Annotated in this window: 16 protein-coding genes; 14 read left to right on the plus strand and 2 right to left on the minus strand. The window is 46.2% G+C overall.

Translation table 11 applies throughout. The features are described from left to right. Positions 1 to 256 precede the first annotated feature (256 nt). Genes GDZ68_RS07455 through GDZ68_RS07470 form a run of 4 tightly spaced genes read left to right on the plus strand, consistent with a single transcriptional unit; the run spans position 257 to position 2,967 of the window. Entirely contained in the window at positions 257 to 619 is a 363-nt protein-coding gene (locus GDZ68_RS07455; protein WP_194841094.1) for a GntR family transcriptional regulator, read from the plus strand. After that, entirely contained in the window at positions 619 to 1,527 is a 909-nt protein-coding gene (locus tag GDZ68_RS07460; RefSeq protein WP_153721646.1) for an ATP-binding cassette domain-containing protein, read from the plus strand. Before GDZ68_RS07455 ends, GDZ68_RS07460 begins: the two co-directional genes overlap by 1 nt. Next, a complete protein-coding gene (locus GDZ68_RS07465) occupies positions 1,496 to 2,248 on the plus strand; it encodes a hypothetical protein (protein WP_153721647.1) in 753 nt (250 codons plus the stop codon). The genes GDZ68_RS07460 and GDZ68_RS07465 overlap by 32 nt, the downstream gene beginning before the upstream one ends. Continuing rightward, positions 2,245 to 2,967, plus strand: coding sequence for a hypothetical protein (locus GDZ68_RS07470; RefSeq protein WP_153721648.1), 723 nt, complete (start codon positions 2,245 to 2,247; stop codon positions 2,965 to 2,967). The genes GDZ68_RS07465 and GDZ68_RS07470 overlap by 4 nt, the downstream gene beginning before the upstream one ends. Before the next feature lie 291 nt (positions 2,968 to 3,258). Here GDZ68_RS07470 and GDZ68_RS07475 read toward each other — a convergent pair whose 3' ends face one another. Then, the gene (locus GDZ68_RS07475; RefSeq protein WP_153721730.1) at positions 3,259 to 4,128 is read right to left on the minus strand and encodes a dimethylarginine dimethylaminohydrolase family protein; all 870 of its coding nucleotides are present in this window, start codon (positions 4,126 to 4,128) and stop codon (positions 3,259 to 3,261) included. 200 nt (positions 4,129 to 4,328) lie between these two features. Between GDZ68_RS07475 and GDZ68_RS07480 the strand changes: the two genes are divergently transcribed. The 7 genes from GDZ68_RS07480 to GDZ68_RS07510 all read left to right on the plus strand — a co-directional run bounded on the left by GDZ68_RS07480 (position 4,329) and on the right by GDZ68_RS07510 (position 11,096). Continuing rightward, positions 4,329 to 4,991, plus strand: a complete 663-nt coding sequence (locus GDZ68_RS07480; protein WP_153721649.1) for a GNAT family N-acetyltransferase — start codon at positions 4,329 to 4,331, stop codon at positions 4,989 to 4,991. 140 nt (positions 4,992 to 5,131) lie between these two features. Continuing rightward, positions 5,132 to 6,745 carry an ABC transporter substrate-binding protein gene (locus GDZ68_RS07485; protein ID WP_330583160.1) on the plus strand — a complete coding sequence of 538 codons (1,614 nt, stop codon included), beginning with the start codon at positions 5,132 to 5,134 and terminating at the stop codon, positions 6,743 to 6,745. Between the two features lie 15 nt (positions 6,746 to 6,760). Beyond that, positions 6,761 to 7,750: an ABC transporter permease gene (locus GDZ68_RS07490; protein ID WP_153721650.1), complete on the plus strand. Its 990-nt coding sequence runs from the start codon at positions 6,761 to 6,763 to the stop codon at positions 7,748 to 7,750. Next, positions 7,750 to 8,601, plus strand: coding sequence for an ABC transporter permease (locus GDZ68_RS07495; RefSeq protein WP_153721651.1), 852 nt, complete (start codon positions 7,750 to 7,752; stop codon positions 8,599 to 8,601). The genes GDZ68_RS07490 and GDZ68_RS07495 overlap by 1 nt, the downstream gene beginning before the upstream one ends. Beyond that, complete coding sequence (locus GDZ68_RS07500; RefSeq protein ID WP_153721652.1) at positions 8,591 to 9,373, plus strand: ATP-binding cassette domain-containing protein; 783 nt, start codon at positions 8,591 to 8,593, stop codon at positions 9,371 to 9,373. The genes GDZ68_RS07495 and GDZ68_RS07500 overlap by 11 nt, the downstream gene beginning before the upstream one ends. A 23-nt stretch (positions 9,374 to 9,396) precedes the next feature. After that, the gene (locus tag GDZ68_RS07505) at positions 9,397 to 10,020 is read left to right on the plus strand and encodes an ABC transporter ATP-binding protein (protein ID WP_228551038.1); all 624 of its coding nucleotides are present in this window, start codon (positions 9,397 to 9,399) and stop codon (positions 10,018 to 10,020) included. Positions 10,021 to 10,877: 857 nt separating this feature from the next. Next, a complete protein-coding gene (locus tag GDZ68_RS07510; RefSeq protein ID WP_153721654.1) occupies positions 10,878 to 11,096 on the plus strand; it encodes a hypothetical protein in 219 nt (72 codons plus the stop codon). A gap of 50 nt (positions 11,097 to 11,146) precedes the next feature. Here the strand turns inward: GDZ68_RS07510 and GDZ68_RS07515 are convergent, their stop codons facing one another. Next, positions 11,147 to 12,079 (minus strand): urea transporter, encoded by a 933-nt coding sequence (locus GDZ68_RS07515; RefSeq protein WP_153721655.1) that lies wholly within the window; start codon positions 12,077 to 12,079, stop codon positions 11,147 to 11,149. Between the two features lie 179 nt (positions 12,080 to 12,258). Between GDZ68_RS07515 and GDZ68_RS07520 the strand changes: the two genes are divergently transcribed. The 3 genes from GDZ68_RS07520 to ureC are packed head-to-tail and all read left to right on the plus strand — an operon-like array spanning position 12,259 to position 14,617. Then, the gene (locus GDZ68_RS07520) at positions 12,259 to 12,561 is read left to right on the plus strand and encodes an urease subunit gamma (RefSeq protein WP_153721656.1); all 303 of its coding nucleotides are present in this window, start codon (positions 12,259 to 12,261) and stop codon (positions 12,559 to 12,561) included. A 22-nt stretch (positions 12,562 to 12,583) separates the two neighbouring features. Continuing rightward, positions 12,584 to 12,904, plus strand: a complete 321-nt coding sequence (locus GDZ68_RS07525; RefSeq protein ID WP_153721657.1) for an urease subunit beta — start codon at positions 12,584 to 12,586, stop codon at positions 12,902 to 12,904. Beyond that, positions 12,905 to 14,617, plus strand: coding sequence for an urease subunit alpha (ureC, locus tag GDZ68_RS07530; protein ID WP_153721658.1), 1,713 nt, complete (start codon positions 12,905 to 12,907; stop codon positions 14,615 to 14,617). Position 14,618 lies beyond the last annotated feature (1 nt).

A 14,618-nucleotide genomic window follows, 5' to 3' on the forward strand; every position in this document is an offset into this window, starting at 1 on the left:
AAAAGCCGTTCTACGTGACGGCTTTCACTCCGGTACACTAGGCTGGTTTTTCAGGACTTTTTATGTGAGTAGGTAGTAGTATGAGCATACTGTTTGAGACTATAACGATAGAAGTTTCTGCATGATAGTGGATAAAAAAATGTGCAGCCCTTGTACTGCGCATTTTTTATATTGCATTTAATTAGGAAAGAATGTATAGTACATTACAACAGTAATGCACTGAGTAACCAGAAAGGCGGTGAAGCTCTTGCTGGAGATGGATGGCGAAAAACCGATTTACATACAAATTGCGGAATGGCTGGAAAATGAAATCATTGACGGAACACTGGAAGCGGACGACAAAATGCATTCGCAGTACCAGCTGGCAGAGCTGTTCAATATAAATCCCGCAACTGCCGGGAAGGGGCTGACGATTTTGCTTGATGCAGATTTGATTTATAAAAAGAGGGGTCTCGGGACATTTGTTGCCGCCGATGCACGGGAAAAGCTGCTGGCGAAACGGAAAGACCATACATTGCGCCGCCTGATTCGGGAACTGTTGGACGAAGCGAGATTATTAGGCATAGAAGACGAGGAACTGTTCCGGTTCATTCAGACCGAGCGAAAGGAGAGATTGTAATGCCGGCAATTTCAATGAAAAATGTAACGAAAAAGTACCGCTCACTGACTATACTGGACCAAGTCAGCCTGAATATTCGGCAAAACGTCATAACAGGCGTAGTCGGACGAAATGGAGCGGGCAAGACGACATTAATGAAGATGATTGCAGGATACACGAAAGAAACGGGAGGCGAGCTGCGAGTTTTCGGGGAGCGTCCGTTCAACAGTCTCTCGGTTTCGTCAAATATGATTTTCATAGATGACATGATGAATTTCCCGGATGCACTGACACTGGGCGATATTTTAATAGAGTGCGAGCGCTTCTATGCTAATTGGGACGGTGAATTGGCAAAACGGCTGCTGGAATACTTTTATTTGCCGCTGACGTTGAAGCATCGGATTTTATCGAAAGGTAAGCGGAGCACATTCAATGCGGTAGTTGGAATTGCCGCGCGGTGTCCGCTGACGATGTTCGATGAGCCGATCACCGGGATGGATTCGGCTGCACGCCGGGATTTCTACCGCGCGTTGCTGAAGGATTATATTGCGCATCCGCGGACAATTTTATTATCGAGCCATCATGTAGAGGAAATGGAAGACTTGTTGGAGGATGTGCTGCTGATTGACGGAAAAGGGGTAGGCTTTCACGGTCCGATCATTGAGCTGCAAGAGAAGTTTTTGTCACTGCAGGGGAAATTGGACATGCTGGAAGCCCATGCGAACCGCCACGCAGTCATTCACCGATCAACAGCCGGTCCACTGACGGAATGGATTGTGGATAATGAGCATACCGAATCGGAAATTGACGAACTGAAGCAGGCAGGCATCCGAGTCACGCCGGTTTCAGCGAGTAATGCCTATTTAGCAATGACCGGACAGACGAGAGGAGGGGTCGATGATGTTTTCAACGCAATGGAGCGTGCATGAGCTGGCGAAGCGTCAGTTTTTATTCAAACTGAATGCCAACGGACCGGCGTTTTCGATGCTGATCGTGCTGCAGATTATCGCGACCGTTTTTCTCGGCGGGGCATCGACTTCGACGTCAGACTATGGAAGTGAGCCGTTCAGCTTAAGCTATACGACCGTATCGAATGACGGACAGGTCGGCCTGACGCTGTTTTGGGCATTGATTGTCGGGTTTTTGCTGACTTCAGCTGCTCAGCGCAATGAATCCTTTGTCTTTGTGACGAACCGGCTGACCTTTCAGCTGGCAAATTTCTATTTTTTCTGTACGGCTGCACTGCTTGGCGGCGTGACGACCGTGATGCTCGGCTCCGTGATGAAAATTATTACACTGGCAGGCGGCCATGCGGTCATTGAAACGGCAGGACTGTTTTCCGCTCCGCTGGAATTTTTCTTGCAAATTTTCGTCATGGCGTCCTATACACTGCTGCTCATGCTGGTCGGTTATACGCTCGGCACTTTCGTTCAATACAGCCGTATTTTCATCATGCTGTTCGCGCTGATGTGGATTGGCTTCATGCAGTTTTCATTCTTTATGCTGGGCACTGATACAGACAGTCTGCTGCAGTTTTACTATGCGGAGCCTTCTGTCTGGCTGTTTGCCTTAAAAGTACTGCTGTCTGCAGCGGCCCTGTTTGGTATAAGCTTTTGGGTGACGAATCGATTGGAGGTGCGGAACCCATGATGATCTTTGCCATAGTTACGCCTATCTTGTTAGTCTTGGGCTTACTTACTATCATGATGACCGTGAAAAACATGGGACGTATCCAAATTAAAAAGAACGTCCACCGCAAGCTGATCATCGGTTATCTGATCCTGCTGTTTATCGGGGTCATCACGGCAGAAATCATGACTTCTATGAATGATCAGGAACCACCGCCGAAGATGCCAGAAAATGCTGCACAATTTGATCTGCGGTCTGCTATTGAGCAGGACGCAGCGATTCCTGAACGACTTGTGGCAGCGAGAAGGACACATGAGGTGGACGGAATATTTGCGATTCCTGACTTATACAACGGAGCCTATATTCTGATCGAACGAACGCCCGGTGAAAGCAATATCATCGAAGAAACCGTTTTTAAGCCGGAACTGTACGCAGGTTTTGACGTGTCAGACGGCTCATATTTTGATTTGACCGGTAAGCTGCAGATCGAACTGCCGGTATGGGACAGCCGCTCGATGCGTATTCCGAAACAGCCGGTAAATAAAATCCGCTACTCGATTTATCATGACTCGAATATGCTGACTCAATTCGGAAGCTCGCCCAGTACAAGTACAGGGATGGTATCGGGCACCGTGTTAGGGGGAATGACAATTTATTTACGCATTCCGGAATCCATTGAGCTGGATATTTCTGAAACTGAAGATGAATTTGAATATGATCAGTATATCGAATTGCTGTAAAATAAAAGCTATCTTGAAGTGAAAATACTTTCAAGCTAGCTTTTTCAAACGCCGTTTTGATTAGTTCAGCACGGCAGCGCACCAAACAAGCAGCCAACCGTGCCAAAAAGCTTCACAAGCGAACCAAAGAAGGTGTGACCGCACCATTCATCAACAGAGGCGCACCAAACTATGTATTGAACGAGCCAAACCATGCTTTCACCGCACCTTTCCTTCAGGCTCAGCATAAAAAGTGCATAAAAAGACTGTCAGCAGCTCAGAAAATGAGCTTGCCGACAGTCTTTTTAAATATTATCCGCGTTCCACAGGCATCGAGCAGCATCTGAATGAGCCGCCCGATTTGATAATTTCCGAAAAGTCGACTTCAATCACTTGAAATCCATTGGCACGCAGCTTAGCATTCACTTTTGCATTCTGCGGAAGACTGAAAACTTTGCCGTTGCCGATCGACAACACGTTGGTGCCTAGAGAGAACTGCTCATCCGCTTCGACTTCGATCAATTCGAATGAAGTCGCCAGTTCGTCGAAGGTCTCCTGGTCGAAAGCCGGCTTGAAAATCAATGCTTTTTCAGATGAAAGAATATTAAATACACAGTCCAAGTGCAGATAGCGCCCGTCAAACGGGATACGCTTGACGGTATACTCAGGAAGCTTCTGTTCTAAATGGCGTACTGCTTTTGACGATGTCCTGCTGCTGATGCCGACATAGATAGTGTCGCGGTCGACAATTACATCGCCGCCTTCCATCCGGTCTGCAGCAGACTGATAGGTGATATCTTCTTCCGACAGCCATTCCTTCAGCGGCCCTTCCTCTCCTTTGCGGATATCTGCCGCCAGACCGGCAACAAACACTTCATTGCCAATCGTAAAGCCGATGTCCCGCGTGAATACCTGCTCCGGAAATTCCTCAGATGCGGGAAGGGTGATTACGTCCACTCCATTTTCCTTCAACAGTTTCTCAAACTGCGCATGCTGTTTCATGGCGCGTGTCTTGTCGATATTCTCGTCCAGATATTGTTTCTGCACTTCATTGATTACTTCGTCAATTGCCATAAATTCTGGGGGACATAAAATGACCCGGCGTAATGTATCATATTCTGTCATGCATTTTATAGTTGAAGTTTTTTGTAGTTGAGCTCCCAATATTCGTGCGCCTCCCATTTTTGAAAGTACATTTACCAATTCCCTTTTCTTCGTTATAACAAACCTGTTTATTAGAATTAATGTAAAATTTAGCATTTGGTTAGCAGCGGACGACTGATGATAAGCCAAATTGCTATAAAGTTGAACGGGGATATTTTCACTTCCTGTATGGTAAAATACATTCTATCTGAGTGTTTTGCTGAAAGGTGAGTGACAGGATGACTTCTTTGCAGACGGATATTACTTTCTTAACCGAAGACCAGCTGCCCGAAATTACAGCGCTGCAGGAGAAAGTGATTGCGGTACTGGAAAAGCCGGAATTTCTGCAGCCTTTAACAGAGGAAGAACTTCTGAATATTTTGCGGGGGAACGGCATGATGGCTGGAGCTTATGCAGATGGTCAGCTAATCGCGTTCAGGGCAATGCTCGATCCGGGAAATGAGGAGGAACATTTAGGAGCGGATGTTGGTATTCCTAATGAAGAGCTGTCCGGCGTCCTGTATTCTGAGGTTTCATGTGTAGATCCAAAATTCAGAGGAAATGGGCTGCAGACCACGCTCGGTAAATGGCTGATGGAACGGATCAATACGAAACGCTATCGTTATATTTGTTCAACGGTTGCGCCGTTTAATATACCAAGTCTGAAAGATAAGTTTGCACTTGGTTTGCGGATCTCTGCGTTAAAAGTGAAGTATGGACACAAGTTGCGCTATATCCTATCTGCAGATGCAGAAGCACCCGTTCAATTTGCTGCTCCCTCTGAAGAACGTTCTGTCTTGATGGGCGACAGTGTACAGCAACAGCAACTATTGGCTGAAGGATGGACCAGCGGACAGATAAAACAGCAGGATGGCAACTGGCATGTCGTATACGTGAAATAATAAGGGATGACATAAGGCTATGCGTTAAAAATGCATGGTCTTTTTTTGCGTTTTTTTATTGGACGGGCATTCATATAGTGCAGCACTTCGTAATATATATAAGCTGAACTACTATTATGTAACGCTAAGGAGTGTCAGCAGTGAAAGGGAAAATGATACCGCTATTTATACTTTGTCTGCTGGTCGGCATATTGTCGGCTTGTGGAAATAAAAAAGCAACTACTGTAAAAGAAGATGATAAAGCGGATGAGCAAACACGCAAGGATGAATTAGTACTTGCGATAGGAAGCGAGCCGGAGGACGGTTTTGATCCGATTACCGGCTGGGGTCGTTATGGTTCTCCTCTATTTCAGAGTACCTTATTATCTTATGATGAAAACTTTCAACTGGTTGGTGACTTAGCGACCGACTATTCTTTAAGTGAAGATAGTCTGGAATGGCAAGTGAAGATTAGGCAGAATATTCAATTCTCAGATGGAGAAGCTGTACGGGCAGATGATGTGGTATTTACATTTTCTGAAGCCAAGAACAGTAACTCAGTCATTGATCTCAGCAATTTAGAGAGCATTCATGCTTCAGATGACAACACAGTAATATTTACATTAAAACAGCCTGATTCAACATTTATTGCTCACTTAGCAAGTATAGGAATTGTTCCGCAACATGCGTATAACGAAAAATATCATGAAAAGCCTATAGGATCAGGTCCTTATCAATTGGTGGAGTGGAATCGTGGTCAGCAATTGATTGTGGAGAAAAATCCTTATTATTATGGAAATGAATCATTTTTCAAACGCCTGACTTTCCTTTTCACTGAAGCAGATGCCGCGTATGCTGCTGCACAGGCAGGACAAGTAGACGTAGCAGTCGTTCAGCCTCGTCTGGCCGATAAGAAAGTCGATGGGATGAAGTTGGTTGAGTTGGAGAGTGTGGACAATCGGGGAATAGTGTTCCCTTATGTGCCCTCTGGTCAAGTAAATGACAATGGAGATCCCATCGGAAATGACGTCACGTCGGACCCTCTCATAAGGAAAGCAATCAACATTGCTGTGAATCGTAAAGAGCTTGTGGAAAATGTGCTGGAAGGGTACGGCACTCCCGCTTATTCAGTGGCGGATCAGCTGCCCTGGTGGAATCCGGATACCGCTTTTGAAGACGGAAATTTGGATGAGGCTGCAAATATGCTCGATGAGGCCGGCTGGCAAATGAATTCGAACGGAGTGCGTGAAAAGGATGGAATTCCAGCAAGTTTTACACTGCTGTATGCCACTGGTGATGAACAGCGGCAATCATTGGCGATGGCGTTTGCCAGTATGATGCAACCGCTCGGTATCGAAGTGGAAACAGCAGGGAAAAGCTGGAACGATTTAGAACGCCTCATGCATTCGCACCCTGTTTTGTTCGGATGGGGAAGCCATACTCCTCTTGAAATGTATCACCTATATAGTACAAGTACTACTGGCAAAGGCTACTACAATCCAAACTACTATTCAAATAAAAAAGTAGATGAATACATGGAGAAAGCAATCCATGCCAATTCACCTGAAGAAGCAAATGAATATTGGAAAAAAGCACAATGGGATGGGGAGATTGGATTTTCAGTAGCAGGGGATGCACCATGGGCTTGGTTAGTGAATGTAGAACATTTATATGTAATTCGTGAAGACTTAGAGATTGGCAGGCAAAAGATTCAGCCTCATGGTCATGGCTGGCCGATGACAGACTTCATTCAGAACTGGCGGTTAATCGAGTAAGGAGACTGATGGATTATGCGGACTATGAAATTATGCAAGGTCATACTGCGAAAGTGTTTGCGGCTCGGCCTGTTGCTCATAGGCGTGAGTCTGTTATCATTCATGCTCGTAAAAAGTTCTCCGATTGATCCAGTAAGAGCCTATGTCGGGGCAGATATGATGACAGTCAGCCCTGAACAGTTGGAAAGAATCTCTTCTTATTGGGGATTGGGGCAAAATCCGCTGACGCAATTTGGCCATTGGCTGAGAGCCGTTCTCCAAGGTGACTTGGGGACCTCAACGATTTATCGGGCGTCTGTCGCAGATTTGATAGCGGAACGGTTTGGAGCCACTCTTTTACTGACAGGCGGAGCATGGATACTGTCAGGTGTGCTGGGATTTCTGCTGGGTGTGTTTTCCGGTCTGAATCCCGATACATTCATCGATAGGACGGTTCGCTTATATTGCTACGTGCTGGCTTCTTCACCAGGATTTTGGATTGGTTTGCTGTTCTTACTGTTCTTCGCCGTTCATCTCGGCTGGTTTCCAGTTGGTCTTGGAACACCTGCGGGCTTGCTTTCTGCCGAAGTGACATGGATGGACCGTCTGCATCATGTGATGTTGCCCATTGCTACATTGAGTATTTTAGGCGTAGCGAATGTTGCTTTGCATACGAGAGAAAAGGTTATTGAAATCTATCAGCAGCCATTTATTCAATTTGCCAGGGCGAAAGGAATAAACGGACTGAAGTTATTCCGCCTTCATGGGTTTCGCAGTGTCCTCCTGCCTGCAGTTTCCATGCATTTTGCTTCATTTGGTGAAATTTTTGGCGGTGCCATAGTGGCTGAGCAAGTATTTTCTTATCCCGGAATTGGTCAGGCGCTGGTAGAGGCGGGATTAGGAGGAGATATACCTTTGCTGCTCGGTATGGTTCTCGTCAGTGCGCTGTTTGTATTTGTCGGGAACTTACTGGCAGATATTTTATATGTGGCGGTTGATCCCCGATTGAGAAAGGGGGCAGTTTAATGCAGGCCGGAAATGAAGCTGCTGCGCACGATTTGAAGCGCAGGCGAAGCGATAAGCGGTTAATCTGGCTGCCGTTAACTGCGCTGATTGCTCTTCTCGCTTTTGGAATTTATTCTAATGAGCAAGTGATGGTGAACTTACAGTTGCGGAATCAGGCGCCCGGTCTGACACATATTTTCGGGACCGACTGGCTGGGAAGAGATTTGTTTTTCCGGACAATGTCTGGATTAACGAGAAGTTTGACTATCGGATTAATTGCTGCCTTACTCAGTACGTTGTTAGCAGTTATATTCGGCATTCTGTCTTGGTGGCATACGAAAATAGATATGGTGATCGTGTGGCTGGCTGATTTACTATTGAGCCTGCCTCATTTAGTGATGTTGCTGTTACTGTCATTTGCAATGGGCGGGGGTATGAAAGGGCTGATCATCGGCCTGACGCTGACACACTGGCCCAAGCTCTACCGCCTATTACGCAGCGAGATTCTTCAAATCAATGAGTCGCCGTTTATTCATGTATCAAGGCAACTTGGCAAAACGAAATCCTGGATTGCAGGGAATCATTTATTGATCCTCCTGCTGCCGCAAATAGTGGTGGGGTTTGTGTTAATGTTTCCTCATGCAATTCTGCATGAAGCAGCAATCACTTTCCTAGGATTCGGACTGCCGCCGGAACAGCCTGCAATCGGCAGCATTTTATCCGAGGCGATGGGCTTTTTGACAGCAGGTATTTGGTGGATGGCTTTATTCCCGGGTTTAATTTTACTGGCGACCGTGCTTTCTGTAGATTGGTATGGAAGGCTGCTTGGAAAGAAGTTACAAGTGAAGGGAGGCCATCATCATGGCGGTTGAACAGCGCTCATCTCTTTTTGAAGTGCAGTCTTTGTCAATTGGTTTTGACAACTCGCTTGGCAAGCGCCAAGTATTAATTCACGATATAGATTTTACCATCGACTCTGGTGAAATCGTAGCTATAATCGGAGAAAGCGGATCGGGAAAAAGCTTGCTGGCACAGGCGTTTATTGGTCTATTGCCGAAGTCAGGGTTTTGGAGAGGGCGTATGCTTTTCAAGGGGGAAAAAGTTCAGTTTGAAGATCAACAGCGACTTCGTGGAAAGAGCATCTTTTTACTTCCTCAATCTGTAGAAGCACTAGATCCCTTTATGAAGGTTGGTAAGCAGATACAGACTGTACTGAAAAAAGGAAGCAGACTGCAGACGGATTTGGATTTATTGGAAAAAGTAGGATTGCCGCCAGGGACTGACTCGCTGTACCCATTTGAATTGTCAGGTGGAATGGCTAGAAAGGTATTGGGTGCCATGGCGTTGGCAAGCGAAGCTGATTTGGTGATTGCGGACGAACCGACGCCCGGATTAGACGAAGAGTCGCTGCGCACCGTAGTCGGCCTCCTGAAACAGTTGTCTGCAGAAGGAAAGGGAATTGTACTCATTACGCATGATATTCGGATGGCTTTGCAAATTGCTGATCGAATTGCCGTCTGTAAAGAGGGAAGGATTGTGGAGGTGGCAGCTGTCGAGGACTTTTCTAATCGAGGAGAAAGACTGCGGCATCCCTATTCCAAAGCTTTATGGAAGGCCCTTCCGGAAAATGCTTTCTCCACCTAATGAAAAGAAAGTCGGGTGTTTACATGCTGGAAGCAAAGAGCATCGGTTATGGTTACTCGGGCAGATGGGTATTTCGTAATCTCAATCTGCAAATCTCTGAGGGGGAAGTGGTTGGCTTATCTGGAAACAGCGGCTGCGGCAAAACGACAATGGCTAAGGTCTTGGCAGGATACATGGAACCTTCGGAAGGTGCCATTAAAGTGATGGAGAAAAGTATGGACAAGACCGCAACGGGAAGAGCACATCCCGTCCAATTAATTTGGCAGCACCCCGAGCAAACGGTCAATCCAACATGGAAGTTGTCTAAACTGCTTGAAGAGGCCGGGCATTCTGATAGTGATCTGATGGAACAGTTACATATCGATCCGCAATGGCTCTCCCGGTATCCGCATGAATTGTCGGCCGGACAGCTGCAGCGTTTCTGCTTGTTGCGGGCATTGCTTACAAATCCATCCTATGTTTTGGCGGATGAGGCAACGGCTATGCTGGATACTGTGACGCAGCTAGAACTTTGGAAGTTATTATTGAAGTTGGCGGAAGTTCGCGGAATCGGTATCTTGGCCATCAGCCATGATTCCTATTTACTTGATCGCATCAGCACACGCAGACTTCAGTTTTCAGAGCTTACTCAGCATATATTTTCATAACCATCCTGGGTTTGCATTAAAGTTGGTTCTTGGCAATTTTTCCGGCAGGTATTGCGAGAACTATGCAATGCTTCTGGTATGTACTGGTTTCGTTGCTCGACTTTGCAGGGATTTTGAATGAGGTGTGAGTTTGCAGTTTAAACTCGCTTCGGCGCTGGGGGATTGCCTTACGCTGTGAGCCTACTGGCGAAAGGCGTGCCAGCAGTCTCACAGCCACGGCCGACCCCGCAGTTGCGCCTTCGCTGGTGAAGGGAATGTATGTCATGTTGCTTTTTTTTGCAGAGTGTGGATTTAGTTGGCTTTGTTTCGTTGTTCGATTTTGCAAACGCATTGATCACAAGATGCTCAGCCTTTGCAGGATGAAAAGTAATGTATGAAGAACCGCACCTTTCGTAATAATCTCAAATAATATACTCATATTGCCTGCTCACACAAAAAGTTTTGAAAAACTAGCCAGTGTACCTTCGTTCCAGGCAGCCTAAGTTCGCCGCGTCCTGCGGCAACGGCTGCATGACTCACTTCGTGTGAGCCTGCGGCAAAACCACTCCGGGAGGGTCAGCCCGACAGGTAAGACAACTTGCGGGAGCGAAGCGAAAGAAGATGGCAGAAGGCACCCTGTATTGCCTTAATTTTTGCAAAGAGCGCAAAAATACGGCAAAGCGAACCCTTCGCTGTTCGCTTGGCTTACCGCGGGCCCTCCGGAACGCGTCCGCCTGGAACGCAGGGAAACGGTCTCTCTCCACTCACCCTATATTGCGCAATCATATTATTTTATTTTAGTAAAAAAGCGGTTACGAATCCTGCCATTTACACATACTGTCCAGCGTAGAGTGAAATCAGGGCAAGGGGGTGACCGCGTGTTTGAAAATTTTAAAATGATAGAGCCATTGTTTGAAGATCAAGTGCACGAACGCCATCAGTTTGTTGTAACGATGGAGGGAGAAGAGTATACGGGAATCTTGGAAGACGGTGAAATTATCTGGTATCATCCAAAGCCTGACGCCGTAAAAGCAGACGAGCAAATGAATGAAATAGAAATCGAAGTAAAAAAGTTAATTGGGCAGCAAGTAAAATAATCTCTCAAAAGACTCGCACCTGCGCTGGCTGCGAGTCTTTTGCCATTCAATTAAAACCTCGGAAACACTTTTCTCACCCCAAGCAATAGCCATGTACTTAAAACAAACGGCATAGTGAAAGCTGGCAGACCATATGGCATGAGCAAGGTTGTGACGGCAGCAGTTAAGGGGACTGCAATACATGCACCTAAAATGCCTGTTACAACGGCCAGCCGGTTTGAGGAGTCTTTAAATACAACTGACACCGCAAGAATCGTCAAAATTGCGTTATATCCATACAAGCCCGCTTGAATCAATGAATGCTCCGCCAGTAAAACGAATGCTGTTAAAACCGCAAAAACATTTCCCACGATTGCAAAAACTCCAAATCGCCAGCCTGCCCAGAATAAACCGGCGTACAGCAATACTCCTGAAATTGAATTTTGCAGAAAAAAAATCTGCCCTATCCCATTTAGCATTGCCTGCATACCGCTAACATTGCCCTCGATATGCAAATCCCAGCGAGACAGATCCTGCGGCACTAGTTCAGAAGATAATTGAATGATGTCCAATCGGTAAGATGCTAATAAGGTAATCCAACTCACAATAATGAAAGGGAATGTTAAGACAGGAATTTCAGTCTGCCGCATAAAATGCATGACAGTGGCAGTGAAAAGTGCCGTTACAGCAGCTCCGAACAGGCCGATGATCCAATGATAAGGCCCTGTTAAAAAGAGGGTGAGAGCGATTCCCGTCAGAACCGGACTGTATCCCAGTAAACCTTGCTGTATCAGTTGAGTATCTGCCTTGCCCGCGAGGCCGATTAATGTGCCGATTAGAGAGGACAGCAAAGCGACCATACCGAGCAGGGGAGAGGAAACTGTGATCGCCAATAAAATTAAAATTCCTGTCATTGTATTTTCAATAAATAACACTTGTGAAACACCTTTACAAGTTGCGGCGGCAATTGCACGCCATGTCATGAAGGGATTGATAGACACCATGGAATCCACCTCTTTTCTAAACGTTCATCTGCTTACTGATCATAATATGAGCAATTTAAATCAAATTATGTTGAAAGTCCCGGAGAACTGTTGATTAAGAATAATTATAAATGGACAACATGGTAAGTGAATACTTTGTTTGGAAATATAGGCTACCTATTGAATGGGAGGACTGTAAAATGCACTTACTACCAAGAGAAATTGATAAGCTTCTCATCGTTGTAGCGGCAGACGTGGCGAGACGGCGAAAAGAAAGAGGACTGAAATTGAATCATCCGGAAGCAGTTGCCTTAATTACCCATGAAGTACTGGAAGGTGCACGGGACGGCAGGACTGTTGCCCAGTTAATGGAATACGGAGCTACGATCTTGTCGCGTGATGATGTGATGGACGGAGTTTCTGAGATGATTCACGATGTGCAAGTGGAAGCAACTTTTCCAGATGGAACGAAACTTGTCACGGTTCATCAACCAATTAATTAATACACCATGGGAGGAACGTACAATGCAGCCAGGAGAACTATTTTTGAGAGACGATGTAATTATTATAAATAAAGACAGGCCCATTACTACGCTGACAGCAAAGAATACTGGAGACCGGCCGATTCAAGTAGGTTCACATTATCATTTTTATGAAGTTAACGGAGCCATACAGTTTGAACGGGAGAAAGCCTTCGGAAAACGGTTAAATATTCCGGCAGGCGCGGCGGTGCGATTTGAACCGGGTGATGAAAAAGAAATCGAATTGATCTGCTTCACCGGCAAACAGCGCGTATATGGTTTTAATAATAAAGTCGACGGTTCTATAGAAGGAAGGTGCAAATAAATGGGTTTTGAAATGTCGAGAGAGCAATATGCGCAAATGTATGGACCGACTGCAGGGGATTCCATTCGTTTGGCGGATACAGATTTATTCATACGAGTGGAGAAAGATCATACAACTTATGGAGATGAAGTAGTATTTGGCGGCGGGAAGGTAATTCGCGACGGCATGGGCCAGGATCCGCTTATTACCCGTGAAGACGGGGCGCCGGATACAGTCATCACCAATGCAGTGATTGTGGATTATACAGGAATTATTAAAGCCGATATCGCAATCCGTGACGGCAAGATTTCAGGGATTGGAAAAGCAGGAAATCCGAACATCATGGATGGTGTCAACATCGTCATCGGTGCGGGCACAGAAGTGATTGCGGGGGAAGGATTAATTGTCACGGCCGGCGGAATCGACACACACGTCCATTTCATTAATCCTGAACAGGTCCGGACAGCATTGGCTGCCGGTACGACTACGCTGATTGGCGGCGGCACGGGACCAACAGCCGGCTCAAAGGCGACAACCGTTACGCCCGGTGAGTGGCATATTCACAAAATGCTCGAAGCTGCTGAAGGATTGCCGATTAATGTAGGTTTTACAGGCAAAGGACAGGCTGCCGATAAAAAACCGTTAATTGAGCAAGTGAAGGCGGGCGTCATTGGGTTGAAAGTTCATGAAGATTGGGGTGCCACTCCCTCAGCAATCGACAACGCACTGTCTGTAGCGGATCAATACGATGTTCAAGTGGCACTTCATGCAGACACGTTAAATGAAGGCGGCTTTATGGAAGATACGATGGCAGCGATAAAGGACCGCGTCATTCATATGTATCATACCGAGGGAGCAGGCGGCGGGCATGCACCGGACCTGATCAAATCAGCAAGCTACCCAAACATTTTGCCGTCCTCAACTAATCCTACTTTACCCTTTACCGTCAATACAGTGGATGAACATTTGGACATGCTGATGGTATGTCACCATTTGAATCCATCTATTCCGGAAGACTTGGCTTTTGCAGACTCACGGATTCGTCGTGAAACGATAGCTGCAGAAGACATCCTTCAAGACATGGGTGTGTTCAGTATGACGAGTTCAGATGCGCAGGCAATGGGGCGTGTGGGCGAGGTAGTGTTGCGTACATGGCAAACGGCCAATAAAATGAAACACCAAAGAGGCACGATGGAAGGCGACGAAGAACGGTCGGATAATACGCGGGTAAAACGATACATCGCAAAATACACGATTAATCCGGCAATTACTCACGGAATTTCCAAGTTTATTGGTTCAGTGGAAGTAGGAAAGTATGCAGATCTTGTCCTATGGTCTCCTGCATTTTTTGGTGTAAAACCGGAAATGATCCTGAAAACCGGTTTTATTGTAGAAAGTCTGATGGGAGATGCGAATGCTTCGATTCCTACACCGCAGCCCGTCATTTATCGCCCAATGTATGGACAAGTCGGGAAGACACTGCAAACGACCGCAATCACATTTATTTCGCAGGCAGCCTACGATGATAAAGTCCACGAGAAATTGGGACTGCAGCGAATTGTTCTGCCGGTTGGCGGCATACGTTTATTGACGAAAAAAGATATGAAATTGAACAGTGAAACGCCCGAAATTACTGTAGATCCGCAAACATATGAAGTGTATGTGAACGGCGAACATATTACATGCGAGCCAGAAGATGAGTTACCGATGGCTCAGCGATATTTTCTATTTTGAG

The organism is Sporosarcina cascadiensis (genome assembly GCF_009650995.1).
In the GTDB taxonomy this organism is placed as follows: Bacteria; Bacillota; Bacilli; order Bacillales_A; family Planococcaceae; genus Sporosarcina; species Sporosarcina cascadiensis.